Source organism: Chloroflexus aurantiacus J-10-fl, assembly GCF_000018865.1.
Taxonomy (GTDB): domain Bacteria; phylum Chloroflexota; class Chloroflexia; order Chloroflexales; family Chloroflexaceae; genus Chloroflexus; species Chloroflexus aurantiacus.
Genome location: NC_010175.1, coordinates 43,862 through 66,916, shown reverse-complemented (window position 1 = coordinate 66,916; position 23,055 = coordinate 43,862). Strand labels below are relative to the sequence as shown.

Annotated in this window: 21 protein-coding genes; 6 read left to right on the top strand and 15 right to left on the bottom strand. The window is 55.7% G+C overall.

Annotated elements, in window-relative coordinates; all coding sequences use genetic code 11:
* Positions 1-28 precede the first annotated feature (28 nt).
* Positions 29-688, bottom strand: coding sequence for a winged helix-turn-helix domain-containing protein (locus tag CAUR_RS00280; protein WP_012255966.1), 660 nt, complete (start codon positions 686-688; stop codon positions 29-31).
* Positions 689-828: 140 nt separating this feature from the next.
* Between CAUR_RS00280 and CAUR_RS00275 the strand changes: the two genes are divergently transcribed.
* The 3 genes from CAUR_RS00275 to CAUR_RS00265 all read left to right on the top strand — a co-directional run bounded on the left by CAUR_RS00275 (position 829) and on the right by CAUR_RS00265 (position 5,736).
* On the top strand, positions 829-2,523 hold the full coding sequence (locus CAUR_RS00275) for a serine/threonine-protein kinase (protein ID WP_012255965.1): 1,695 nt from the start codon (positions 829-831) through the stop codon (positions 2,521-2,523).
* Positions 2,524-2,610: 87 nt separating this feature from the next.
* Positions 2,611-4,068 carry a 1,4-alpha-glucan branching protein domain-containing protein gene (locus tag CAUR_RS00270; protein WP_012255964.1) on the top strand — a complete coding sequence of 486 codons (1,458 nt, stop codon included), beginning with the start codon at positions 2,611-2,613 and terminating at the stop codon, positions 4,066-4,068.
* 18 nt (positions 4,069-4,086) lie between these two features.
* Positions 4,087-5,736 carry a class I SAM-dependent methyltransferase gene (locus CAUR_RS00265; protein ID WP_012255963.1) on the top strand — a complete coding sequence of 550 codons (1,650 nt, stop codon included), beginning with the start codon at positions 4,087-4,089 and terminating at the stop codon, positions 5,734-5,736.
* 63 nt (positions 5,737-5,799) lie between these two features.
* On the opposite strand, the gene CAUR_RS00260 is transcribed toward CAUR_RS00265, so the two are convergent.
* From CAUR_RS00260 to leuB, 12 genes are all read right to left on the bottom strand, one after another.
* A complete protein-coding gene (locus CAUR_RS00260) occupies positions 5,800-6,759 on the bottom strand; it encodes a hypothetical protein (protein WP_012255962.1) in 960 nt (319 codons plus the stop codon).
* Between the two features lie 590 nt (positions 6,760-7,349).
* Positions 7,350-8,009, bottom strand: coding sequence for a hypothetical protein (locus tag CAUR_RS00255; protein ID WP_012255961.1), 660 nt, complete (start codon positions 8,007-8,009; stop codon positions 7,350-7,352).
* An 84-nt stretch (positions 8,010-8,093) separates the two neighbouring features.
* Positions 8,094-8,390: a reductase gene (locus tag CAUR_RS00250; protein ID WP_012255960.1), complete on the bottom strand. Its 297-nt coding sequence runs from the start codon at positions 8,388-8,390 to the stop codon at positions 8,094-8,096.
* An 18-nt stretch (positions 8,391-8,408) separates the two neighbouring features.
* Positions 8,409-8,939: a glycine/sarcosine/betaine reductase selenoprotein B family protein gene (locus CAUR_RS00245; RefSeq protein WP_012255959.1), complete on the bottom strand. Its 531-nt coding sequence runs from the start codon at positions 8,937-8,939 to the stop codon at positions 8,409-8,411.
* A 10-nt stretch (positions 8,940-8,949) separates the two neighbouring features.
* Positions 8,950-9,828, bottom strand: coding sequence for a DUF547 domain-containing protein (locus tag CAUR_RS00240; RefSeq protein ID WP_012255958.1), 879 nt, complete (start codon positions 9,826-9,828; stop codon positions 8,950-8,952).
* Positions 9,825-10,607 carry a helical backbone metal receptor gene (locus CAUR_RS00235; RefSeq protein WP_012255957.1) on the bottom strand — a complete coding sequence of 261 codons (783 nt, stop codon included), beginning with the start codon at positions 10,605-10,607 and terminating at the stop codon, positions 9,825-9,827. The genes CAUR_RS00240 and CAUR_RS00235 overlap by 4 nt, the downstream gene beginning before the upstream one ends.
* 20 nt (positions 10,608-10,627) lie before the next feature.
* Positions 10,628-12,010, bottom strand: a complete 1,383-nt coding sequence (locus CAUR_RS00230) for a hypothetical protein (protein ID WP_012255956.1) — start codon at positions 12,008-12,010, stop codon at positions 10,628-10,630.
* Between the two features lie 56 nt (positions 12,011-12,066).
* On the bottom strand, positions 12,067-13,140 hold the full coding sequence (locus CAUR_RS00225) for an ATP-grasp domain-containing protein (RefSeq protein WP_012255955.1): 1,074 nt from the start codon (positions 13,138-13,140) through the stop codon (positions 12,067-12,069).
* A 256-nt stretch (positions 13,141-13,396) separates the two neighbouring features.
* Complete coding sequence (locus tag CAUR_RS00220) at positions 13,397-14,740, bottom strand: phosphomannomutase/phosphoglucomutase (RefSeq protein ID WP_012255954.1); 1,344 nt, start codon at positions 14,738-14,740, stop codon at positions 13,397-13,399.
* 230 nt (positions 14,741-14,970) lie between these two features.
* Entirely contained in the window at positions 14,971-15,921 is a 951-nt protein-coding gene (gene meaB, locus CAUR_RS00215; protein WP_012255953.1) for a methylmalonyl Co-A mutase-associated GTPase MeaB, read from the bottom strand.
* Positions 15,922-15,924: 3 nt separating this feature from the next.
* Positions 15,925-16,332 (bottom strand): cobalamin B12-binding domain-containing protein, encoded by a 408-nt coding sequence (locus CAUR_RS00210; protein WP_012255952.1) that lies wholly within the window; start codon positions 16,330-16,332, stop codon positions 15,925-15,927.
* Positions 16,333-16,401: 69 nt separating this feature from the next.
* Positions 16,402-17,478 carry a 3-isopropylmalate dehydrogenase gene (gene leuB / locus CAUR_RS00205; RefSeq protein WP_012255951.1) on the bottom strand — a complete coding sequence of 359 codons (1,077 nt, stop codon included), beginning with the start codon at positions 17,476-17,478 and terminating at the stop codon, positions 16,402-16,404.
* Positions 17,479-17,589: 111 nt separating this feature from the next.
* Here leuB and CAUR_RS00200 point away from each other — a divergent pair, with 111 nt between their 5' ends.
* A complete protein-coding gene (locus CAUR_RS00200) occupies positions 17,590-17,808 on the top strand; it encodes a hypothetical protein (RefSeq protein ID WP_012660371.1) in 219 nt (72 codons plus the stop codon).
* 97 nt (positions 17,809-17,905) lie between these two features.
* Here the strand turns inward: CAUR_RS00200 and CAUR_RS21680 are convergent, their stop codons facing one another.
* Together CAUR_RS21680 and CAUR_RS21675 are read right to left on the bottom strand one after the other, a co-directional pair.
* Positions 17,906-18,199 (bottom strand): bacterial transcriptional activator domain-containing protein, encoded by a 294-nt coding sequence (locus CAUR_RS21680; protein ID WP_273067864.1) that lies wholly within the window; start codon positions 18,197-18,199, stop codon positions 17,906-17,908.
* A complete protein-coding gene (locus CAUR_RS21675; RefSeq protein ID WP_273067861.1) occupies positions 18,141-21,395 on the bottom strand; it encodes an AfsR/SARP family transcriptional regulator in 3,255 nt (1,084 codons plus the stop codon). The genes CAUR_RS21680 and CAUR_RS21675 overlap by 59 nt, the downstream gene beginning before the upstream one ends.
* Before the next feature lie 160 nt (positions 21,396-21,555).
* On the opposite strand from CAUR_RS21675, the gene CAUR_RS00190 reads away from it, so the two are divergent.
* Complete coding sequence (locus tag CAUR_RS00190; protein ID WP_012255950.1) at positions 21,556-22,431, top strand: hypothetical protein; 876 nt, start codon at positions 21,556-21,558, stop codon at positions 22,429-22,431.
* Positions 22,428-23,048 (top strand): YigZ family protein, encoded by a 621-nt coding sequence (locus CAUR_RS00185; protein WP_012255949.1) that lies wholly within the window; start codon positions 22,428-22,430, stop codon positions 23,046-23,048. The genes CAUR_RS00190 and CAUR_RS00185 overlap by 4 nt, the downstream gene beginning before the upstream one ends.
* Positions 23,049-23,055 lie beyond the last annotated feature (7 nt).

The window sequence follows — 23,055 nt, the reverse complement described above, 5'->3', positions numbered from 1 at the left end:
GATTCCACTCCAGTCTGACAACTCACGCTTATGACTCAAGTTCAGGCGCTACAATTAGCTTATAACCAAAACCGCGCTGGGTAATCAGATACCTTGGTTTTGACGGATCTGGCTCAATGCGCTGCCGCAAGCGATAGACGAGTGCATCAATGGCATTGTAATCAAAGATCGCGTAATCCCATACCTGATTGGCGATCTCTTCCTTACTGACAACTTCGCCTTGCCGGCGATAGAGCAACGCCAGTAACTGAAACTCTTTCACGGTGAGCGGCGGTGATAACAGCTCACCGCGAATATAGACCGACTTTGTTGGTTCATCCACCCGGATTTCAGCGCGTACCGCTCGTAACAGTGTTGGATCAAGGGTTCCCTTCATCGTTGCTGCCGGGTCGTTAAAAATAATAACCGTATCGGCAATCATAATTTGATCGGAGTGATGCAGGCTGCGCGTGCCGATCAATCGTTCCTGGTTAAGAAATGTGCCGTTGGTACTATCAAGATCACGGATAAAAAAACCTTCGTCAGTCCGTTCAAATCGTGCGTGGCGTCGGGATGCGAGTGGGTGATCGATAATAATGTCATTGGCACCATCACGGCCAACGGTAATGACCGGTTGATCCCACACTATTTCGCGGTAATCGCCGTTGCTTCGTTTGACGATCAATTGGGGGGCGGGAGCGGATTGCATCGTTCACCAGCCTCCAGAGCTTTGAATGCGCGAATGCGATATGGTACAATCGATTTAACCTTGCTGATTATACCATGGCATTTTCGCTTGTGGCAGACATGATCGCACACGACAGCGATAGTAGGTGATTGGAGATACTGGTGACTGGTGGAAGCGGACGGCGAATCGGTCGCTACGAATTGATCGAAGAGCTTGGCCGCGGCGGCATGGCACGAGTGTATCGCGCCCGTGATACACAACTTCAACGGATCGTTGCCCTGAAAGTGCTGGCCGCGCAACTAAGCATGGACGCAGAGTTCATCAAGCGCTTTGAGCGCGAGGCCCGCACGGCAGCCAATCTGCGCCATCCTCACATCGTAACGGTTTACGACATTGGTGAAGATCAGGGACTGCACTACATTGCAATGGAGTATATTGATGGCCGGCCGTTGCACGCGATCCTCGAGCAATACGGTTCACTCGGCCTGAAATACGCTATTGCTATTCTTGAACCAATCGCGCTTGCCCTCGATTATGCTCATCAGGCCGGTGCCGTTCATCGTGATGTCAAACCGCACAATATTTTGATCGACCGTAACGGGCGGGTGGTATTAACCGATTTCGGCATTGCGCAAACGCCTGAGGCTGATGAACAACGATTGACCCGCACCGGTGTGTTTATGGGCACACCAGAGTATATCTCACCTGAACAGGCTGAAGCCCGGCGGGTTGATGGTCGTAGTGATCTCTACTCATTAGCGGTAGTTGCGTATGAGATCATTGCCGGTCGTGTACCGTTTAGTGGTGCCACGCCTCAATTGATCGTTGCCCATGCTCAGTTACCACCGCCACCTATCACCTCATTTGCCCCTGATTTACCGACTGACCTTGATTTGGTACTGACGCGGGCGTTGGCCAAGCGTCCAGAACGACGGTTTCAGACCGGTGCAGCATTCATTGCTGCCCTGCGTGATATTGCGGAACGGAACGGAATCGTACCGGCAACAACTGCCGAGCTGGTGGCGCTGTTGAATCCCTCGTTGCAAGTAGAGTCAACTATTCCGGGACTGGTACAATCTTCAGCGACTCCCAAACCGGTCGCGCCACCACTTCTATCCTCAACCCCCACAGCCAGCAGACAACCCAAACAACCGGACGGCCTGGCGGTTAATCAAGACCAGCGGGCAACACCACTGCCGCCAGCACCAGTGATACCACGACGTCATCTGCCAGAACCTGCCGTAGCAGAGCCAAAACCTCGTAATAATCGCTCGGATCAATGGCCATTTTTCATTATCGGCGGTTTACTTTTTATTATTGTTGGCGCACTTGTGGTGCTGATTATGCGCAACTTTGATGACAGTGATGCTCCGACGCCAACTCCAATCGTTCCGGCTGGGCCATCACCGACGCTCGCTGTGCCACTACCGACAGCTACTGCAACCTTTACTGCCGTACCAACGCTAACGCCGACCCTGACACCATCGGTCGAGCCAACGCCGACACCGGTACTACCAACACCCGTACCGCCAACTTCACCACCGCCACCACCACCGCCGCCCCCGCCGTCACCGACTCCAACCGTCACAGCGACACCGACGGAGACGGTGACACCAACCGTCTCGCTAACACCGACGGAACCGGCGACACCAACCGAGACGGCGACGCCAACCGAGACGGCAACACCGACGGAGACGGCGACGCCAACCGAGACAACGACACCGACCGTCTCGCCGACACCAACGGAAACGGCAACACCGACCGTCTCGCCGACGCCAACCGAGACAACGACACCGACCGTCTCGCCGACACCAACGGAAACGGCAACACCGACCGTCTCGCCGACGCCAACCTAGACACCCTTCCCGACACCAATTGTCGTGACACCGGTATATCCGTAGGAATTGGTTACAGATCGGCCTTCACCAACAAGCGAGAAAGCAATGCCAATCGCATTTGTGATAGAAGTGCATGTTCCATATCTCCGTCATCCCGGACGTCAACCGATTGGGGAGGAGCGACTGCACGCATTCACGGCTCACACGCTTATCCCCCTGCTCGATCTCATTGGTGAATTGCAGCGCCACTCGCTCCCGCTGTCCATCACGCTGGCCTGCTCACCGATTGCGCTGGAACAATGGCGTGATCCGGTAGTACACAAGCATTTTGTGCAGTGGCTGGAAGGGAGGATAACCCACCACCAAAACGAACTCTCTCGTTTCGAGCACGAAGGTAACCAGCATGGGGCATATCTGGCCCGTTTTTACCTCGATTGGGACCGTCAACTACTGCGTAGTTTCACCATCCGCTATCAGCGCAATCCGCTTGGCCGGCTTCAGGAGCTGGTAGCAGCCGGGCTGATTACCCCACTCTGCGTACCAGCCAGTTATGCAATCCTGCCTTTCCTTGGGCACGAGGGCATGGTTCGCGCCCAACTTGAGCACGGCTTGCTCTACATCTCGCGCTACCTCAAGCGACCGGAAGGACTCTGGCTGCCCGGTAGTGCCTGGCGTGATGGGTTAGAGCGCATTATTCTAGAACTCGATCTACGATATGTGATCGTCGATCCTTCCAATGTCCAACTCCAACACGGTCACCTACCCGGCTGGCTTGTACCACGTCGGCTGGCTGCGATTGGGGTAGAGGCTGACCTCGCTCGCCACATTTGGTCGGTGGAACTGGGTTACCCTGGCGATCCGCTCTACCGCAACCCTGCCGATCCAACCGGTTATACCGCCAATGGAGCCGATGCCCCGCAGCCATACGATCCGTATGATGCGCTACGGCGTGCCCAGGAACATGCCAATCACTTCGTCGATCAATTGCTTTTCCGATTGAGCCAGCTTCCATCAGAGACAACGCTGGTAGTACCGATAGATGCACGGCTTTGGAGCAGGAACTGGTTTGAGGGGCCTACCTGGTTGCAGGCAGTATTAACACGCTGTGCCACCGATCCCCGTCTGCGTCTGACCCAGCCGGGTAGTCTACTGCACCATCTCTCCAGCAATGATACGGTTGTCCTACAGGCTACAGCGCAGGCAGACGCATCTGCGACCTCCTGGCAATCGCCATTCACCGACCATTACCGGCAGTCATTGTATGAGGCCGAACGTCGTTTTGCCGAACTGGTGACCTACTATCCGGCTGCTGAAGGCTTGCGTGAACGAGTCTTAACCCAGGCGGCGCGTGAGCTATTGCTGGCTGAGATGAGTGACTGGCTGATGGAGAGTGATCCCGGTTGGCAACGGTATCTTGATCGCTTTGATCACCTTCTGCTCCTTGCCCGTCAGGAATCGCTTAGTGCAACAGACCTCTTCGCACTGGAGCAGATCGAGAGCCACGACTCCATCTTTCCAGTGCTGAATTACCGTCTTTTTGGCGAAAAGCATCACAGGTCGTGATCACAAATTCAGGTTGCTATGGCCGATGCAGAAACCATTCGCAGCTACGATCAACTGGCCCGTGAACAGGCAGCGTTTCAACGGCATCTCCAGCCAACGGCCATTTATCGGCTGGTGGAGACCTTCTTTCACCCCGGTCGGCCCACGATTGACATTGGCAGTGGCAGTGGGCGCGACGTGGCCTGGCTGAACCAACACGGCTACCAGGCAATTGGATTGGAGCCGTCGGCGGGGATGATCGCCGAAGCCCGTGCCGCCTACGCCGGGATCGAAATACGACAGGGAGCACTCCCCGACCTGGCCGGGATCGCCGATGCCAGCTTCGACAACGTCCTGTGCGTAGCCGTACTGATGCACTTGCCGGCTGCTGAACTCATTGGCGCTGTAATCAACCTGGCACGCATCTTGCGTCCCGGTGGCCGGCTCATCGTCTCGTACCGCACCCCACCGCCAGAGGGCGAACGCGCACACGATGGCCGCCTCTACACCGTCATCCCACCCGCCCGCCTGATGTTACTCCTCGAATCGAGCGGATTACAAATCTTATTCTCCGAAGACCTGCCCGATCCGCACCGGCCATCCATTCGCTGGTTTAATATGGTGGCGGAGAAGAGTGATCGAGATGTTTCACGTGGTCTGGAACGGGTTGGGTCCGTGTTGGCTCACGACCGCAAGACAGCAACCTATAAACTCGCTCTCCTGCGAGCATTGTGCATTATTGCGCGTAACGCTTTTAACCTGGTTGAGTGGTCTTCTGATGTTGTGTATGTTCTATTACGGGCAATCGCAACACAGTGGCTTATTTTCTATTGGCCACTATTGACAAGTAGCGAGTTTATTGCTCAAATTCGCGGTGAACATCCACTCTCACCGAAGCCAATAGCCTTTCGACCGGCGATTACCTCGCTGGCAAAACAGCTTGGCGGTGCAGCAGGACTCTACAATGTCTTGCGAATACTGGAAGAAGATCCACATCGTTACGATGATATTCTCAAACTGATTGCGAATACTATCCGAAAGGGGCCGGTTACCTATTCTGGAAGTATACATAGCCCAATTTTTAGCTATCGTCCAGGGAAAAGTGATACATTTGGTTGGGTTGCTGTTCCGATTGATATTTGGCTTGATATTTGTCGGTTTAACCATTGGATTGAAGATAGTATCGTGCTACGGTGGGCATATCTAACCGATGAATTGAATCGAACAGCAGATCCCGGACGTTATCTATCTCTGCTCGTTGCAAAGCCTTTACATGAACGAGATACGCAGGAGGTGCGTCAAGCGCTTAACCGTAGCCCCGAACTTTTTTGTGTGTGGACCGGACAGCGTTTGGGGCATGGCTACGAGGTTGATCATGTTATTCCCTATTCAGTCTGGGGTAATAACGATCTCTGGAATCTGCTTCCAGCTCACCCACGCATCAATCAGACAAAACGTGATGCCCTGCCAGCGCGCTCAATCTTGCTTGCCCGTCGCGAAGCCATTATTGATTACTGGCAGCGATATGCGCAGATTGATGTGTTTCAGCCAAGGTTTGCGGTGCAAATCCATCGGGCATTAGGTTGCAATCTTCGTCATGCCGATTGGCCAAAGCTGGCATTTGCTGGACTTGAAGAAGTGGTAGAGCGTACAGCAATAGTGCGCGGACTTCCACGTTGGTCGCCGTAAGATCTGTTACCGTACTACCACTTCTCCATTCGACTGTAAACAGTTCCCTGTTTATTGGCAGCGTTAGGCTTCAATGCCACGCCAGACCAGGATCACTGAAATCGTTGTACCCCTCTCACGGCGCAAACACGCACGACCAGGAACTTTCACTTGCCCTGGCACTTCAAACGTGCCTGACGTTCCATCGGCGGCAACTACAATCGTGCCTTGCCACAACGTTTCTTCTGCTGCGTCCGATGGCCCGATGCCAATGATGATCGTCGCTGGTGAGGGCTGGCCGGGGGTGACACCTGCTTCGGCGGTGATGGAGAAGACTCCAACAGGGGTGGGTGGCTGTGTACCAGGGGGTGCATTGAAGGCGACAATGAATGGGACATTATATGGCCTCGAACACATGGAAAATCCCATGAAGCCAATGGCTTTGATCTCCGCCAGGGTGGTGACGCCGGCTGCTTCCGCCGGGCTTTCGATGGTTACTTGCATGTCTATCAATGATCCGGAGACAGGGCCTGGAGCAGTGGCCGTTGGTTGTTCCGCGACGATGTCGTCAGGGCGTGGAATGAGCCGCCCGGTGAGCCATTGGGCGAGTGTCAAAGCGCTTGCGCGGGGAAAGCCACGTGTCGATAGGGATACATACCAGCCATTGAGAACCGCATCCAGTGAGACCAGCCCGTCCTTTTCTTTGATGACTGCAATGTCTCCTATGTTTACCGGTTCTGCGTCTGCCGATACGTCAACATATTGCATCACGCTATCGTACACTTGCCTGCCAGGACTATCCAGCTCAATCCTGATCGAAACGTCTTTATCGCCTTCAAACGTGTACGTACAGCCTAGTGTGCCGTATTCGGCATAAGTGGGTTGGCTGTATATGGGTACAGAATTCACGATAGACTCCAGGTCTGAATCTGAAATGATGGAACACTCTTCCATTCCGGCAGTGTCTAACGGACGTGGGTCGATGGCTTCGGCTGGTGCGAGTTGTGCGGTTGGGGCGGTGGTGGGGTTGGTTGTACCTTCCATGCCCCCGTCAGGGCTGCCGCTGGTAGCGCAGGCTTGCAGGGTAGCAAGGAAGATCAGCAGAAGGTGGGCTGCTTTTTTTCATTTGACCTTCCTTTACATGGGTTTAGATAACAATTTTGGGCGGTTCCACGCTATCACAAAACCGCCCTTTAGTAGAAATCTGGAGTTATAGAAACACAAATTTCTACTAATGTGTAGATTAGCAAATGCATCGCATTTCGTCAATAGGGTAAAGCGTGTTTTTAGTGGTGACATGTTGTGTTCGACAACCAGAGTACTTTACACTGGGAGATTAAAGTCATGCTTTTGGCTGAAATCTATACCGATTCCCTGCAAATATATTGCATATATAGTTTCTCAAAGGGGGAATTGGCCTAGAGCCGGGGTTTATTCCTCTGCTTATGGACGAGCCGTTGTAGTGCCTTACGGCAGCACAGGCTAATGGATATTGACCGTGAAATTTCTTAATTATGCAATACAAAAGAAGGAAAAACTCCCGTTGAGGATGCCGTTTTCGGCCTTGCTTGACTGTATCGCGTAGTGTGGAGTGGCGCAGCCACGCTGCTGCATCAGCCGTGCCGTTGTACGCTCTATCCTCTCAACGCCTTGAAGCGCAGAATACGCTGCTCCAGATTATGAACAATCCCCTGGGCAATATCCCGATCTGGCTGGCTGATAAATGCACTCAGTTCGTGCAAGATGTCGTCGATGGGTGGGGCGTAGGCGAACATGAGCGTTGCAATATCGTTTTCGTAGAGTCCTACGCGGGCAAAATCACCCTGTCGGTAGAGTGATGGTAAGGCGTATAATTTGAGCAAGATTAATCCACGTACTGTTGCTGTTGGGATAGTTCGCTCAGCAAATGGCAGTTCAACAACGTGATGTTTCTGGATATGAGCAAATAATGGATTTTTTGTTAAAAGAAAATCGATTTGCAGTTGTCGGTACATGCCTCTTGCGAAGAATATGTCTTTTTGGGTGATAGTGACTTCTGGGAGTTTGCGTAGCGAGGTGATACTTATGACAATGTCAATATCTTCTGTATTTCTCCCCTGAATGTACTGGAGCATGGCAATACCGCCAACTAATGTGTATCTGACATTTCGTTCCGTTAGCATTGCGAATAGTTCGTTAACCGATTGCAGTAATTCATCCATGATCGGTCGTCCGCTTTGCCAGTTTCTGGCATTGAAGAAGATTGCATGACGAATAGTGCGTCCAATACTGAGTGGATGATCTTTGTTTACCATTCGATGTGTACCTTGCCACCGAGTTGTTGTATGTGGTTTCAGGATAACATACGTTTTTGTTGGACACAATGCAGGTGTGATGATTTATAGCCTCTCTTTCCCCTCACCCAGCCAGTCAGGTGGTGGTGTGTAGATTTCCCGTCGCCAGCGCCAGCCCGGTTCGATGATGGCTCCCGGTTCGGCGGTTGCCAGGGCCTGGAGTGCGGCGTGGAGGACAGAGAGCTGTTGGGCGCGGTTGCCCGGTTCACCCAGCGGATGGCCGAATGGCCAGGCCAGGTGCAGGGTGCGCGGCGGTCGTACCTGTTCGGCAATCGGTTTCAGGCTGACGATGCAGACTGTGCTGATGCCGGCTGCTTCGATGATGCGTGCGATCAGTCCCACGGACTGATTGCATAACCCTCAAGCCGGGGTGAGGAGTACGGCGTCAACCTGTTCTTGTTTGAGGAACGTTGCTACTTCCGGTGCCGTCTGTTGCAGCAGTGTCGTCAGGTGGGGTGGTTCGATATGGCCCATGAAGCCGTAGCAATCGGCGAGGCTGCCGATGATGCCGCGCTGTACCAGTGTGCGCACCAGGTCGAGCGGGAAGAGGATGTTGAGATCGCGCTCGGCGTCGCTGTGATCGTAGTAGTCGTGGGTGATGGTCAGATCGCTCAGCGGGGTTGTGGCCGGAATGCGGCGGTAGGTCGGGTCGCCACGGGGATCGGCCATGTCGAACGGTGGCTGATCCCGCAGATGTACCCCGCCGGTCGTGATCAGGGCCAGTCGAGCCTCATGCAGGGGTTTGCGGAATGGTGTGAACGGAATTTCGTCGAAGTTGAGCGCCCGGTACGCGCTGCCCCATAGCCGGGCCAGTGCCGGTATCTGCGAGAAGATCTGTCCGGTCAGGCGGTACAATTCTTTGAGTGACTGCTTGCGCCAGTCGTCGGTCATAGCCGCTCCTTCAGGCCAGGTTCAATCGCCAGTCGTATGGGCGGTAGATGAGACGGGCCTGTCGTGCCTGCAAGAGCCAGGCGCGTCGTTCGTCGGCGGGGAGTGCCTGTCGTAAGAGTTGAATAATCCCATCCGTTCCCCCAAAATCTTCCCGGTACCAGTCAAAAATGCGTGACAGATGAATCTCGGCGCGCGTCGGGTCAATTGCTACATCGGCGGCTACGAAGGCGCGCAGCGCCAGGTCGAGTTGCTGGTCTATCTGTTCTGCGCGATATACCCCAATCGGCGGACACGAGAGGCTGGCGCAGTTGAGCGCAAAGTGGATGCGTGGATCTGGTGGATCGATGATCCAGCCTAGCCGTGGATCGCTGGCGGCAAATTGTGGGCCGGGAATGAAGGGGTGGCCGCGATTGGCGCGTAGAATACCGTGTTCGATGTCGTCGAGTGAACAGCGTAGACCACCGATCTGGTAGGCAGCCGCTCGAAAGAAGCGTAAGCCCGACCATTGATCGGCGACGCTGGTTGTGATGCCAAAGGCGATCACCGCATCTATCACCAGGGCGTTGTACAGGTTGATCCAGAAGGCGAGACGAGTGGCGCGATCAGGAAGTGACGCCGGATCAAACCGTTGCAGTTGTGGGGTTAGTTCTGAACGGTAGGCAAGGTACGCCGGATCGTTGCGCAGGCGCTGATACGCCACCAGCTTCCCTTCTTCATCCATGGCCTGGGCTTTGAATTGCTGCATCGCCTGCCTGAGCGCGGCTGCCAGGGCTACGCCGTCGTCGGTAGGTGCAGGTACGGTTCCGGTGCCGGCATTGAGCACCTGCTGCTCGTTTATGCTCAATACGGTATCGATCACCGCTTCGCGCAACCGGATGAATGGGTTCATGTAGTCTGCTCCAGAATGCGCCGAAATGTTGTGATGGCAGTGGCTGTGCGTGGGCCGGGCCAGGTCAACGCCATCCCATCACACAGCACGATCCGGCCACGATATGCTACGGCGTTGAATGCCGGCAGGTCGCGTTCGCTGAACGGGTATGGTTCATTGGGCAACAAGATAATGTCGGGATCGAGGGCCAGAAAGTCGGCCAGCGCTGCCCGTGGATAGCGTCCGGGTAACGTGGCCGCGACGTTGAACCCACCGCTCAGGCGAAGCAAGTCACCGGCGTAGGTGTCGCGCCCGATAGCCATCCACGGATCGCGCCAGATCAGGGCCAGGACTCGTCGGGAGGGAGGTGGCGGTGCAGTCACTGTCTGTTCGATGGCCTGAGTGATCGGTGCAGCACCATCTGTTACGTCCAGCACCTCGGCCAGCGCCGCCAGTTGCGTCATTGCGTCGGCGACACTCCGAATTGCGGTGACATACACTGCCAGGCCGGCTGCTGTCAGTGCCTGTACATCGCGTTCCCGGTTTTCTTCCTGTTCGGCGATGATCAGATCGGGCTGAAGCGCAATGATTGCCGCTCGATCAGGATTTTTGGTGCCGCGGAGCCGGGGTAGATGCTGGAGTGCTGCCGCCGGTTCGATACAGTAGTCGGTGATGCCAATCACGCGCTCGCCGGCACCAACGCTGAACAACCACTCAGTTACACTCGGCACAAGCGACACGATTCGTTGTGGTGTTCCTGCCAGCTCGATCTCCCGGCCAAGCGCGTCGTAGACCAGCATCACCGACTCCTGCGTTGCGTTTACTCGTCAATGATGAAGACCGGAACGGTACTGCCGCCGCCGGCAGTCACATTCAACAGCGTCACAGTTGAGAGGCGGCACAAACAGCCATTCACCTCTGTTCCGAACAGGAAGGGATCACTATCAACCAGACGCTCGCCAATCACCACTTTGCCATCGATCAAGGCGGGGTACGGCTCGTAGGCGATAGTCACCCGCTCTTGCACCACAAACGGCGAGCTGAGTGCCGCTTGCAGGGCGGCATCCCATTCGTCGGCGCTGACCTCCCAGCCAATCGTAATCCCTTTGCCACCATATTCATCGTTCGGCTTCAACAACAACCGTTCGCGATTGGCACGCGCGAAGGATAGGAGATCGATCTGTTCGCCCTGGTACGTGGTTGTTCCCGGTCGCACGACGCGCGTCCAGGGCACGTGGGCCGCCACTGCTGCCCGCTGATCAGCGCTCAACGGATCGTGGAAGCGCTCGTCGGATAGCAGTGCAAAGAGCGATTTTTTGTGCAGCAGTTTGGCCCGGAATGAATTGACAATCACGCAGGCACCGGCAGCATACGCCTGTACCAGCGGATGGGATAGTGCCTCTTCACCGTAGTGAGTAAGGAATTCGCTGGTTAGCACCCGCTTGAACACAATGGTGACCGGCATTTCACCACCATCAGGGGTGGGGGCCAGCAATTGACCATCGCGGAAGCTGAGGTCCTGGGGGGCACATATGACGGCTGGCAGGCCGTGCTCAACAAAATACTGGCGAAACATCTCGAACTCGGTCGCTGTTGGTACACCGTGCCAGTCAACAATAGCCACTTGTGGCTCGTGACCGGGGCTGCCCGCCGCTCGCCAGCAATCGAGCAATGTGCGCAATAGATACTGGCGAGCCGGTAAGGGCAGAATTGGATAGCGTTTGGCAAATTCTTGCATCACCGGCATCGCCAGAAATGCCTGCGCCAGCAGATCTTCATAGGCAATTGCCGCCGGACTCTCGGCGTTGTACTCGACAAACTGCAACGATGACCCATCCACGGTCAGGAAGGTGTCCATCCGCGAATGAGCACTCGGTTCGAGATAGCCCGGATGCATCTCGATCAGACGTTCTTCAAGGGGCGTGAGCATCAATACTTCACGCACGGCCTGGCCGGCTTCCGACGAGTCGAGGGCAGCCGCTACAATGGCACGTGCCGCTTCAGCAACCTGCTGCGTTCCACGACGGAGAAGTTCATACTGCGAGGCGGTGATCAGGCGTGGCCGGAGGACGGTTGCCAGTGGCCGTTCACCAAAATACAGCCGGCGAGCACGCATCTCTGCGGTTAGTCGCTGCCACGACTCGACCGCCAGCGTCGGTTCAAGCAAAGCGTGATAGTCGGCAATTGCCTGGGCGAGGGTCATAATTTCACACCTCTATTGATGATCGTTCTGGCACAACACATTAACGCACGCTGCAATTATGATGGCTCTTCGGCTGTCTTCTTCCGTGTCGTGCGCCGCCGTTTGGGCGTAGCTGATGCTTCTGCAGCCGGTGGGTCGTTGTTGGCCGAGTCGGTTGTTACCGGTGCCGAGGGGCTGGTGGCCGGTGCCATCGGGCCGTTGAGGAGGCGATGCCAGGCAAACTCTTCCGGTTTGGCTCGTCCCTGCAAGGCCAGCTCGATAGTGAAATCGGCCATTGTGCGCACCACCCAGTCGAAGTAGTGGGGCGTTAGTGAGTTGACATCAAAATCGGGCGCTGGATTCGTGAAGTCGATAGCATAAGCCACACCGTTACGGATGGCGAACTCAACCGTGTTCATGTCGTAGCCAAGGGCCTGGTTCAACTTGAGCGCACCTTCGACCACCTGAAGCCCCTCCTCAGGCGTGAGGTAATTGTCATCACGGAAATAGCGGTGCGGCCAGGGTGCATTGGCGTCGAACTTGATCGTCATGATATGGCGGCGACCGATCACAATACAGCGCACATACTTCTCCCAGGCGATGTACTCTTGCAGCATCATGCACTCGATGCCGGTCTCGTTGTACGCCCGCCACAGCTCCTCATACGAATGGACTTTGTACACCTTTTTGAACCCACCACCCCAGGCTGGTTTGAGAATCACCGGAAAGCCGCCAACATAGTCGACGTGCTCTTTCCACGGAATGGGGTATTGCAGATTGCGCAGCGACTCCTCGACGATGCCTTCGATGTAGGAGTGCGAAGGCAAGGCTACTGTGCGCGGATGGGGAATGCCGAGAGCGGTGGCAAGTGAGGCACCGAAGAACTTGTCGTCGGCACTCCACCAGAACGGATTATTGACAATCCGGGTACCGCTGAGTGCTGCTGTCTTGAGAAAGGTGCGATAGTAGGGAATCTCATGGCTGATGCGGTCGATGATTACGTCGTAATCGCAGAATTCAGCCATGCGGGTTCCACCCAACTTGATGAACTCAGCCCGTACCCCGGCGTTACGTCGATTGACCTCTTCGATGTATGCCGGTGGCCACGACCACTCACGACCGACGAGAATGCCGATCTTTTTTACACTCACAATAAACCTCCTGATATGGCAAAGAGTATGGAATATCGATCTGACAGGGCTGATTGTAGCATAAGGTTGCGCAGGCGCAAAATGGGGGTGAGGGAGGGAGTACTAAGTTGGATTTCAGAGGATGCCGGTCTGATCGAGGCAGGCAGGAGCGGACATTGCCGATGACTCCTGCCTGTATCGAGTTAGCGTCAACCCATTATGCGCAAATCTCGTTGGCTGACCATAATATTTCGATGCTGTGCGGGCAAACCAGCCATCACGAACGAATGACGGCCAGCACCTCATCGCGTTTTGCCTCCATCTCTTCGCGTGAGGCAATCGATTCGAGATTGAGCCGGATCAGCGGTTCGGTATTCGACCCGCGCACATTAAAGTGCCAGGTATCGTAACTCACCGAAACGCCGTCAATTCGTTCGATTTTGCCATCACTGTAGCGTTCGGCAATCTCATTGAGCTTGGCGGCTACATCGCTGACCCGTGAGTTGATTTCACCCGAAATGAAGTAGCGCGACTCCAGCCGACCGAGCAGTTCGCTCATCTTGACCCCGCGCTTCGAGAGCATTTCGAGCAGGTAGAGTGATGGAATGATGCCTGAGTCGGCGAACGCGAAGGCTTTGAAGTAGTAATGTCCGGAGACTTCACCGGCAAAGATTGCGTCTTCATTGGCCATGCGGCGCTTGATGAAGGCGTGACCGACCCGTTCGACCAGCGGAACACCACCGGCAGCACGCACCTCATCGGGTACCGCCCACGATGCCCGCACGTCGTAGAGAATCTTTGCGCCTGGTTCTTTCTCAAGCAGGTAACGCCCCAGAATTGCCGTGAGAAAATCACCGGAAATAAACTCACCGCGATCATCAATCGCGAAGAAACGATCACCGTCACCGTCGAATGCGAAGCCGATGTCGGCTCCCTCATCTTTCACACGCTGTTGCAATTCGGCGCGGTTTTCCGGCATCAGCGGATCAAGCCCGTGATTGGGCAGCGTACCATCGGGATCGAGGTACATCCCGGTCAATTGGATCGGTAAGCGGGCATACACCTCCTGCAAAATCGGCCCTACCATCCCGTTACCGGTGTCAACAATCACTTTCAGCGGCTTGATAGCGTCTACATCAATCAACGAGAGCACCTTCTGCACGAATTGCTCTTTGAAGTCGTACTCCCGGCGCTGACCACGGCGGGTTGGGGTCGGAAAGGCTTCACTCTCGACTAACCGGCGCAAATCCTGAATACCCTCATCACCCGACAAGAGGTACGGCATCCGGCGCACCATCTTGAAGCCATTGTACTGTTTGGGGTTGTGTGATGCCGTCACCATCATACCGGGGAAGCCAAGTTGCGTACAGGCAAAGTAGTACTGATCGGTGCTGACCATGCCAATATCGGCCACATCGGCACCCTGATCCATAATCCCACGGGTGACGGCGTCGAACAGGGCTGGCCCTGATGTGCGCATATCCCGGCCAACAATCACCGTTTCGGCACCGAGAAAAGTGACGAACGCCCGACCAATCAAATAGGCGACCTCTTCGTTAAGCTCGGTCGGATAAATGCCACGAATATCGTAGGCTTTGAAAATGGTTGGATTAACCTGCACAATATTCCTCCTTACTGAGAAGGTGTTGTCACCACAGAGACACAGGTAGAGTTGTGTCACCACAGAGACACAGAGCACTCGGAGATGTTGAATGGTGAGAGGCAGAGAAAGGCTAATTGCCTGATCTCACCTGCTTCACGGTGCATTGGACTTACCTTTAGATACTACCAATCCCTCTGTGCCCTCTGCGCCTCTGTGGTGCATATCTCCAGGCCACTGGAGCACATCGTCTACTCTTCCCCATCACGCACGATCACATCGGCTGTGAGCAACTCGTTCGCTGCGGCGTATGGATCACGCTGACGGGCAGCAATCTGCTGTACCAGCTCACTCCAGCGTGAACCGCGTAGTCGTTCGAGAACGAGTTCTTGTACAGCGGCAGTCAGTTCTCGTTCGGCAGCACTCAGTGCTCGCTGCGACTGGCTGTTCGACGCGATGAGATGTTGACGGTGCTGTTCTACTGCATCAACGATCTGAGCACACCCTTCACCGGTGGTAGCAATTGCCGTCAGCACCGGCGGCATCCAGCCATCGACTGGTGGTGCACCGAGGTTCAACATCGTGCGGAGCTGACGCACCGTCTGGTCGACGCCGGGGCGATCTGCCTTGTTGACCACAAAGACATCGGCGATTTCGAGCATCCCGGCCTTAATGCTCTGCACATCATCACCCATGCCGGGCACTTCAACAACGATGGTAGTATCAGCGGCTTGCGCAATATCAACTTCATCCTGACCGGCGCCGACGGTTTCAATCAATATCACCGGGAACCCGGCTGCGGCAATCAGCGTGACTGCATCAGCCGTGGCCCGTGCCAGTCCTCCCATCCGGCCACGACTGGCCATACTGCGGATGAAGACGCCCGGATCGCCACCGAGGGCCTGCATTCGGATGCGGTCACCCAGTACGGCACCGCCGCTGAATGGTGACGAGGGATCGACAGCGACAATCCCGACCGGCACCCCGCGCTTACGCCATTCCTGGGCCAGTGCAGTGACCAGGGTCGATTTGCCGGCGCCTGGCGGGCCGGTAATACCGACGCGATGAGCGGAGCCGTAAGGGTACGCGGCGGCCAGTAATGCGCGCGCTGTTGGCCCACCCTGCTCGACCAGGGAAATGGCACGCGCCAGTGCCCGACGCTCACCGTTGCGCAGGCGCGTCACCAATTCGTGTTCACTCATGGTTCAACCCCGCGTTAACTCGACGTGAGAACGAATGAAATCGATGATCGCCTGTGTTGACGAACCGGGGCCGAACACCTCGGCAATGCCGTGCTCACGCTTGAGAATCTCGGCGTCTTCATCGGAGATGATACCGCCGGCAACGACCAGCACATCGGTCATCCCTTGTTCGCGCAGCAACTGCATGACTTTTGGTAGCAGAGTCATGTGGGCACCGGAAAGGATCGAGAGACCGATCACGTCAACGTCTTCTTGCAATGCCGCTTCAACAATCATTTGCGGCGTTTGCTGAAGGCCGGTGTAGATCACTTCCATTCCGGCATCACGTAAGGCCCGGGCAATCACCTTCGCGCCACGATCATGACCGTCGAGACCGGGTTTGGCGACCAACACACGAATCTTTCGCTCCATCGAGCGCTCCTTCCGCTGTTCACGATTCTGGTTCGGTAGCGTGGCCTTCAGTATAGCATAGCCGGCCAGTCAAGCGGCAATCGCAGCAACTACCGCATCACCGACGGCTGCGGTACTGTACGCAGCCTGTCCCGGCACAGCAATATCGGCGGTCACAATTCCCCGTTCGATCACCGAGGCAACTGCCGCTTCGACACAATCGGCTTCGGCGGGTAGATCGAGCGAGTAGCGCAAGAGCATCGCTACACTCAGGATCGTTGCCAGTGGATTCGCCTTGCCTTGACCGGCAATGTCCGGTGCCGAGCCGTGGATCGGTTCGTACAAACCCAGCCGACCATCAGCCAGTGACGCTGATGGGAGCATACCCATCGAACCGGCCAGCATCGAGGCTTCATCGGTAAGGATGTCGCCAAACATATTCTCGGTGACGATCACATCGAAATCAGCCGGACGGCGGATGAGGTGCATAGCACACGCATCAACCAGCATGGTCTCAAATTGCAGATCGGGGAACTCGGTTTGCATCAGACGTGTGGTGATACTCCGCCATAGACGGCTCGTCTCCAAAACGTTGGCCTTATCAACCAGAGTAACTTTACCGCGTCGTTGACGGGCCAGCCGTGCTGCAACGCGCACAACGCGCACAATCTCTTCCTCGGTGTAGATGCAGAGGTCGCTGGCCCATTCGCCATCGGCAGTGCGTTCGCGACGTTTCTCGCCGAAGTAGATACCGCCGGTCAGTTCACGGACGACAATCAGATCAACTCCCTGCAACCGTTCAGGTCGGATCGGCGAGGCGTTGATCAACTGCGGATAGATGCGTACCGGACGAAGGTTGGCAAACAGGCCGAGTGCTTTCCGAATGCCCAACAATCCCTGCTCTGGGCGCACACGGGCTTGCGGATCGTCCCATTTCGGCCCGCCTACTGCACCGAGCAGCACCGCATCGGCGGATTGACATAATGTAATCGTAGCCGCTGGTAGTGGCTCTCCTGTCGCATCAATCGCGCACCCACCGATCAGAGCCTCGTGAAAGGTGAATTGATGACCGAACCGCCTGGCAATCGCCTGTAGTACCTTCACGCCCTCAGCCACAACCTCTGGCCCGATTCCATCGCCGGGAAGGACAGCAATCACAGCTTGCACAGTAAACCTCGCAACACATTCAAAAATGGTTATGAAACGGTAAGGACACGCATGTATGATACTACTAAGTGTGCGAACGCCTGTCATAGATGGTAACACGAGGAAAAATGTATGGCGACTCGGCGAGTCGAATCATTTCTGGTGCGGATTGTAGTGGCTGACAATGGCGATTCTACGTCGCCACGGTGGCATGGGCGCATTCAACACATCGGTACCGGCCTGGAGAGCCGGATTGATCAGCTCGATGAACTGCTGGCGTTTATTACGACGCATCTCAGTCATGCCGAACCTGCACCTGTAACCGGTCAGTCAACCAATCCTTCCGGGTAGTCTGCAACGCCAGAAGCTGGTGCATTGCCACGATGTCAGCACAGATGATGCCCGTCTTCTGTTTGTGGTCAGTGTGCAACGGAAATGTGCCGATGGATTATGAAGCACGCTTACCGCGCACCAGCTCAAACAAAGCGACCGTTTCTGGTAATGGCTCAACCCCCAATTCTTCGCGCAGTGCGGTAACGCAGCGTTGATAGAGGCGAATCGCCGTACTGCGCTCTCCGATAGCATGGTACGCCTTAATCAGTAACTGATACGCCTCTTCTTGCGCCTTGTCGTATTCCAGCACCCGCCAGCCCAGCTTAATCGCCTCGTGAAACTGACCTTCATCAAAGAAAATGACCCAGGCCGAGTGCCGCTTCGATAAACAGCAATTCCAGCCGTTCACGTTCCACAACTGACCAGTCTTCGTACAGACTATCCGGTAAGAATGGGCCATTGTACAGGTTGACCGCCTCTTGAAATGCCTTGCGTGCCTCATTAATGCGTTTGAGTTGCAGGTCACGTCGGCCCTGTTCGACAACCTGCACGAATCTGGCTACATCATACGAATGGTCACTCTCGACGTTGAACCCATACGTATCGCCTTGTTGGAGCAGGTAATACGTTGGCGCACCTTCTGGTCGATCCGGTTCCAGGGCCTTAATCAGCCGACTCACTGTTACCCGCAGATTGTTCGACGCCGACTCGCTGTCAAGGCCCGGCCAGAGCATATCCATAATCTGCTCACGGGGTAGCATGCGCCCCCGTTCGATCAGCAGCAACTGTAGCAGATGGCGAGCTTTCACACTGCGCCAGTCACGATCACGAATCTCCTGGTCGCCGCGCAATACCTGGAAATTACCCAATGCGCGGATCACCAGGCGATAAGGGGGACGATAGACCAGGCGCTCCAGCGCCTCGCTCGCTGCTGCGCGTACCTGTGGTGAACGTTCTTTCAGTAAGCCGCGAAGGGTACCATACGCATTGACCAGGCCCAGTTCACCGACGAGATTGATACTCCGCAGGCGCACCGCTAATGGAAATGTCTCTTCCAGCAGTGGCATCAATATGACACTCAGCGTTGTCGTATCGAATTGGCGAAGGGCAGCGATCATTGCCCGACTTGACAACCCGATCCGAAGCGCCGCAGTGATCGCCCAGTTCATAACCGTTTGCGGGAGGAACGGCAGCGACTCAACCCCTGTGCGATCACAAATGGCACATGCCGTCGCCAGATCGGTGGCAATTGCAGGATCATCAGGTCGCTGCTGGGCAACGAGGTAGGCGCGATATATATGAACAAGCGCCCGGAACAGACCATCGTTTCGTTGTGCCATCTGCGTAACAAGCTCATTGGCCAGTTCGAGCGCACGTTGCGGCTCACCACCTTCTCCTAACACAATCAGCAGCAGACTCTGCATCCAAAGCTCTTGCGAGAAGAGAACGGTGTTATTGCCGGCTACTGATCGTTCAACGTTTTCTCCCTTCGCCTGGAGCTGACGCAATAATGTCAGTGCCTGCGCTGTAGCGGCTGCTGAGCGGGTACTGCGAAACAGGGCATAGATCTCAACAATACGGGCGCGTGTCGTCAGAAAATGATCATCGAGATGTCCGGCTATCTGGCGTACTCGCTGGAGATAGGTCGCGGCTACCTCAAACTGTTCGTGTTCAATCAACAGCAGGGTGAGTATCAAGGCTGCATTACCGACCAGCACACTGCCGGGTGCATAATCATTCAAGCGGGTATAACTCTCTTGAGCGAGACTAAGCGCATCATCACGCTTTCCCTGTTGATACAACGCCATCGCCTGCAAGAGCAGCAGTGACTGGCGTAGCAGATCGTTACGGTCTATACGCGGTAATTCCAGCGCTGCGCGAATTGCTGATAGTGCTTCGGTGGGATACCCTTGCTGGATGTAGATGGACGCACGTAAAACAGCCAGTAGCCATTGCCACAACACACTCAACGGTCGGCGATCAACCCAACGTGCCACGCGCAGCGCTGCCCGGAAGCGACCACGACTGTAAAGCAGCGCCATCAGGCCGATCAGGGCTGCACCTCGTGACCAGGTGTCGTTGGCACGCCCCGCTGCATCGATGACCTGCCGACACACCAGATTAAAGCGAGCTGGTGTATCAGCCCAAAAGAGGAGCACCGTCATATCACGCAGCGCACGCAACTCCTGAGCTGGTAGGCCGCTGCGGCGGTAGGCTTCAGCCGCTTCACCGATCAGTTGCAACGCCCGTTCCCGATCAGTGTTAAAGAGACTCCAGCCGTACATATGGAGTAGTTCGGGGTCTCGATCACGTACTTCTGGTGGCAAACGTTCGATCCAGTTACGCAGACTCTCGCGCTGCAACGTATCGATCAACGGCCAGGCATGTTCACGCAACGCACGGGCAATCGCAGTCGGATTCTCGGCCATCGCCAGATGACGCAATGCGGCTTCGATCTGATCATGGCGGGCCAGCACTTCACCGAATCGTTCGTGAAGTTCGCGCACAAAGACGCGATTGAAACGGGTCAATGCCCGGTTGGCCAGCAACCGCTGCCAGAGCGGATGAAAACGGAAAACACGCTCGCCATTGGTGCTGCCGGAGTCAACAGTAATCGGTAACCCGAAAGCAATCGCCTGCTCGATTAATTGGGCGCTATCTCTGACATTCAGGGCCTCATCGAGCAATGCCGGATTGACCTGCCCCAGCAGTGCTGCGCAAATCAGACGATCAACTAATGGTTCAGGCAACTCGGACAAGACCTCGGATGCCAGATACTCGAACAGATCGTGCTGATTCGTCACCAATCCCTGTAAATAGCTGCGGCGCTGGGAAGGGGCGTGGCGGGTAAGTGTGCGGACGGCGAGCTGCACACTAAGCATCCACCCACCAGTCCGTTCGAGCAGGAGATCAATATCTTCATCAGAAAGAGTTAACCCGGCTCGCTGTAATAATTCAACAACTTCGTGACGCCGTAGCAAGAGATCATTTGCCCCAACTTCAAGCAATGTCCCCTCAGCGCGAAGGCGAGGTAGGGGAGCAAAGGTGAGGGGGCGGCGTGAAGCCATCACAATGTGAAGATGTGGTGGTGCTGCTCTGAGCAGATAGCCCAGCAAATCGGCAGTGATCGGCCCATCAGCCACCAGATGTACATCATCCAGGATCAGGACAGTCAGTGATTGTAATTCGCGTTGAATATCGCTGAGCAATGCACCTGCTACCAGCGGCCAGTTCCGATCCAGGCTTGAGATACTCTGCAAGATTCGTGATGCCTGATCGCCTAGTGAAGGTATGACCCGCCGTATTGCCCCAATGAGATATGCCAGCAGCAACGCCGGTTCTTGATCGGTGGCCTCTAAACCGAGCCAGGCGACCTGCGCCCCGGTCTGGATTAGTTGATCGGCCCATTGGGCGAGGAGTGTTGTCTTGCCATAGCCGGCCGGCGCGACAACCACTGTTGCCGGCAGCAGACGAACTTCAGCCAACAGCGCCTGCAAATCGGGACGCAGCATCTCATCAGACCGCACCGGTGGCGGCGTGATTTTCAGAGGTAATAGGGGGGCGCTTACCGCAACCGATGGCACCTGTTCGGCCAGTTCGGTCATGGATGGCTCCTTGCGACTATCAGAGAGCGCCGTGAACGATAAACAACACGTGACAATAACTGGCTAGCTGCCACTACACATTAAACGGTTGATTGTGTTTTCATGTATGATACAGTTGTATACTATATCATGATCTTTATTGTAGCATGACCCACTAAGAATGCGCACATTTATTTCTGGTATTCCAACGCCTAAACCGGCACTCTTCTTCTCGCGCGCAGCACGCGATCAGGCTGTCATTTTCGATCCGGCCTGCGCTCCCCTTCTGCGTCCGGTTGTTGACCGCGAATCATTGCAGCCCTGGTATACGCCAACCGGTGAACGCTGGCTGTTGACGCTGCCACACGGATATTCGCAGCGTCTGGGTATCAATTCGTTTGCTGACCTGGTCAGGCACCACCCTGGCTTGCAACGGCATCTGCGTGAGTATGCCGATGATCCGGAACCGTACTGGTGGGAATTGCCGGCTGCGGCGACTGCGGTGCTGACCGCACCAACCCCGCGGATATGTATCGGCGATGGTGATCAAGTGTGTCTGAGTTGGGATGCCGGTCAGGCAGTCGTTCTGGCGCCGGTTCGGATGGTGGCACCTGCCGATCACCTTACCCTGGCTCTGCTTGCTTCGACTAAAGGAAAGCAGATGATCCGGCAAGCTCACGACACGTTTACCCTGCCGCCGGTACCCACTGCCATTGGCGGGCGACTGGCGGAGCTTGCTGCACAGGCAGTGACCATGGCCCACGAACGACATACACTAAGCCGTGAATTTGCCCGCCGGCTGTTGGCCGATTTCGGGCCGCCGGGCAGCACGCTTAGCCCGCTGCTTGAACGCTGGTGGGAACTGGAATTTCGTGATCTGCTGGCTGAAGTTGCCCGTGCGCTCCGTAACCCAATCCCAGAACCGTTCCAACCCTTTTGGCTGGCCCGCCATACCGAGGGTCGTGCCCGCTACTACACACTGACGGCTGAAATTGCCGCGCTTGAAGCAGCCATTGATGAGATTGTTCATCCACTGTGGCCAGAAGAATTGCCATGACGTCGCCTCACTATCCTGTTCCTGCCGGTACCGCCCGTACCGAATTGATTGTGCGTGGTTCGCGCTTTATTGCTCAGCTCTTCCCTACGCCAACCGTCGATGCTGCACGGGAAGCAATTGCGATGGTGCGCGCAGCAATGCCTGACGCAACACATCACTGCTATGCCTATCTGGTTGGCTATGGGCAGAGTACCATCGCCGGTATGAGTGATGACGGCGAGCCGGCCGGCAGTGCCGGTCGCCCGATGATGGCAGTCTTGCGAGGGGCTGATCTGGGTGATGTTACGGTTGTGGTAACCCGCTATTTTGGCGGAACCTTGCTGGGCATCGGCGGGCTGGTGCGAGCGTACAGTGATGCGACGCGGGCCGTGTTAGAAATCGTACCGCGCACACAACGGGTTATCTATCAGCGGATCATCGTACACTTGCAGTATTCCGATTACACGGCTATTCGCCGCTTACTTGAAGCTCACGCGGCAGTAATTGTCGAAGAAGTATTTGCTGTCGATGTCGTCATTACCGCCGATCTACCGACCGATCACGTGGCTGTCGTCAACCACCAGATCGGCGAGATCAGTGCCGGTCGCGCACGGCTTGAGACAGCGCCTATGGTATAATAAAAGC

Coding starts and splice junctions, on each gene's coding strand:
- CAUR_RS00255 (WP_012255961.1), bottom strand. CDS start 8,009: ATGGTAAACAAAGATCATCCACTCAGTATTGGACGCACTATTCGTCAT.
- CAUR_RS00185 (WP_012255949.1), top strand. CDS start 22,428: ATGACGTCGCCTCACTATCCTGTTCCTGCCGGTACCGCCCGTACCGAA.
- CAUR_RS00260 (WP_012255962.1), bottom strand. CDS start 6,759: ATGGAAGGTACAACCAACCCCACCACCGCCCCAACCGCACAACTCGCA.
- meaB (WP_012255953.1), bottom strand. CDS start 15,921: ATGAGTGAACACGAATTGGTGACGCGCCTGCGCAACGGTGAGCGTCGG.
- CAUR_RS00245 (WP_012255959.1), bottom strand. CDS start 8,939: ATGACCGACGACTGGCGCAAGCAGTCACTCAAAGAATTGTACCGCCTG.
- CAUR_RS00265 (WP_012255963.1), top strand. CDS start 4,087: ATGGCCGATGCAGAAACCATTCGCAGCTACGATCAACTGGCCCGTGAA.
- CAUR_RS00240 (WP_012255958.1), bottom strand. CDS start 9,828: ATGAACCCATTCATCCGGTTGCGCGAAGCGGTGATCGATACCGTATTG.
- CAUR_RS00270 (WP_012255964.1), top strand. CDS start 2,611: ATGCCAATCGCATTTGTGATAGAAGTGCATGTTCCATATCTCCGTCAT.
- CAUR_RS00210 (WP_012255952.1), bottom strand. CDS start 16,332: ATGGAGCGAAAGATTCGTGTGTTGGTCGCCAAACCCGGTCTCGACGGT.
- CAUR_RS00230 (WP_012255956.1), bottom strand. CDS start 12,010: ATGACCCTCGCCCAGGCAATTGCCGACTATCACGCTTTGCTTGAACCG.
- CAUR_RS00280 (WP_012255966.1), bottom strand. CDS start 688: ATGCAATCCGCTCCCGCCCCCCAATTGATCGTCAAACGAAGCAACGGC.
- CAUR_RS00200 (WP_012660371.1), top strand. CDS start 17,590: ATGGCGACTCGGCGAGTCGAATCATTTCTGGTGCGGATTGTAGTGGCT.
- CAUR_RS21675 (WP_273067861.1), bottom strand. CDS start 21,395: ATGACCGAACTGGCCGAACAGGTGCCATCGGTTGCGGTAAGCGCCCCC.
- CAUR_RS00235 (WP_012255957.1), bottom strand. CDS start 10,607: ATGCTGGTCTACGACGCGCTTGGCCGGGAGATCGAGCTGGCAGGAACA.
- CAUR_RS00190 (WP_012255950.1), top strand. CDS start 21,556: ATGCGCACATTTATTTCTGGTATTCCAACGCCTAAACCGGCACTCTTC.